The organism is Kitasatospora putterlickiae (assembly GCF_039527695.1).
In the GTDB taxonomy this organism is placed as follows: domain Bacteria; phylum Actinomycetota; class Actinomycetes; order Streptomycetales; family Streptomycetaceae; genus Kitasatospora; species Kitasatospora putterlickiae.
Genome location: NZ_BAAAKJ010000095.1, coordinates 18,471 through 20,440, shown reverse-complemented (window position 1 = coordinate 20,440; position 1,970 = coordinate 18,471). Strand labels below are relative to the sequence as shown.

At 77.0% G+C, this 1,970-nt stretch carries 2 protein-coding genes; both read left to right on the top strand.

All coding sequences use genetic code 11. The features are described 5' to 3' along the window. Positions 1-59 precede the first annotated feature (59 nt). The gene (locus ABD308_RS10260; RefSeq protein ID WP_344331222.1) at positions 60-806 is read left to right on the top strand and encodes a hypothetical protein; all 747 of its coding nucleotides are present in this window, start codon (positions 60-62) and stop codon (positions 804-806) included. 80 nt (positions 807-886) lie between these two features. Continuing rightward, positions 887-1,970: alpha-amylase family glycosyl hydrolase (locus tag ABD308_RS10255; RefSeq protein ID WP_344331219.1), on the top strand; the 1,084-nt coding region annotated here is incomplete at its 3' end.

Sequence of the window (1,970 nt, the reverse complement as noted above, 5' to 3'; positions counted from 1 at the left end):
GGCCGTCGCACGGGTCACGGTGGTCCCCGGAAGGACCGGGGACCGAGGGGGCGGCCGGCATGGCGGGCGATCATCAGAGCGCGACCGGGTTCCTCGTGGGGACGCTGCTCTCCCTGCCCGGCCGGATCGCGGACGCGACGGTCCGCCGCCCGCCCCCGTACCGGTGGGTGCTGGCGCGCACCCGCACCCCGGAGGCCGAGGCCGCCCGGGCCGCCGAGCGCGCCGTCGTCGAGGGCCTGATCGCGCGGCTCGGCGCGGTCGACGGGGTGGTCCCCCTCGTCACCCAGGTGGACGACCGCCGGGTCCACCCCGGACTCGGGCTCGACCCGGGCCGCCGCCTGGAGCTGATCTGCCAGCTCGCCGCGACCGCCTACTTCGCCACCGCCCTGGAGATCCCGGAGCTGCTGCGCCGGATCGAGGCGGCCGGGGTCGCCGACTGGGGCGCCGGCCTGCACCACGACCCCCGGCGGCCGCACCCGCGCGGCTCGGTCGCCGACGCGCTCTCGTACTACCGGCATGACGGCCGCCACCCGGACGGCTCGCCGCGCGACGCCCCCTCGCTGTACGCCCTGGGAGCGACCCTCTCCTGGGACGAGCCGGGCCGACCGCCGGTCCGCGAGCCGAACGCGACGATGTTCAACAGCTCGTTCTCCCAGTACACCCGGGACCCGGCGGCCGCCGGCCTGGTGGAGGCCGCCCGCGCCGAGCACGGCCTGGTCCTGCGCCTCTCCCGCTCCGGGGCCGGCGGTCCGCAGCACCCGGGCTACTTCACGGTGCCCCGGGGGTGGCGCCGCCGGGGCCGCTGACCGGCCCCGGCCCCCACCGCTCACCTGTTCGGATCAGCAACGGGTCTTGCCCCCGCGCCCCGCCGGGTAGGCATGGAGGCATGACCAACGCCGCCGAGCCCGCGCAGCCCCGCCCGGCCGCCTCCGTCCCGTCGTTCGATCCCCACCGCCGCCCGACCACCGCGCGGAGCGTCGTGCCCGGCGTCGTCCCGACCGCCTCGTACCGGCTCCAGCTCCAGCCCGGCTTCACCCTGCGCGACGCCACCGCCGCCGTCCCCTACCTGGCCGCCCTCGGCGTCTCCCACCTGCACCTCTCCCCGCTGCTGGAGCCCGTACCCGGCTCCGCCCACGGCTACGACACCGTCGACCACGGCCGGATCGCCGAGCAGCTCGGCGGCGAGCCGGCCCTGCGCGCGCTGGCCGCCGAGGCGCACCGGCACGGCCTGCGGCTGATCGCCGACGTGGTGCCCAACCACATGGCCGTGCCCGCCCCCGAACACCTCAACCAGCCGCTCTGGCAGGTCCTGCGGGACGGCCCCGACTCGCCGTACGCCCGCTGGTTCGACATCGACTGGACCGCCCAGCCCGGCCCTCCGGACGCCCCCGGGCGCGGCCGGGTGCTGCTGCCGCTGCTCGGCGACCGGCTCGGCGCCGTCCTCGACCAGCTCGCCGTGGACGGCGACACGCTCCGCTACCACGACCACGTCCTGCCGCTGCGCCCCGGCACCGGGCACCTCGCGCTGCCCGAGCTGCTCGCCCGGCAGTGGTACCGGCTCGCGTGGTGGCGGCTGGCCCGCACCGAGCTGAACTACCGGCGGTTCTTCACCATCAACGAACTGATCGCGGTCCGGGTCGAGGACCCCGAGGTGTTCGAGGCCACCCACCGCGTACTGCTGCGACTGCACCGCGAGGGCGTGCTCAGCGGCTTCCGGATCGACCACCCGGACGGGCTCGCCGACCCGCGCGGCTACCTGGAGCGGCTCGCCGAGGCCACCGGCGGAACGTACACGGTGGTCGAGAAGATCCTCACCGGCGAGGAGCGACTGCCCGCCGACTGGCCGTGCTTCGGCACCACCGGGTACGACGCGCTGCGCCGGATCGACGGCGTGCTCACCCACCACGCGGGTGCCTGCCGGCTGGCCGGGGCGTACGAGGCGTTCCTCACCGGCGCTCCGCCGGGCGGCG

Coding starts and splice junctions, on each gene's coding strand:
- ABD308_RS10260 (WP_344331222.1), top strand. CDS start 60: ATGGCGGGCGATCATCAGAGCGCGACCGGGTTCCTCGTGGGGACGCTG.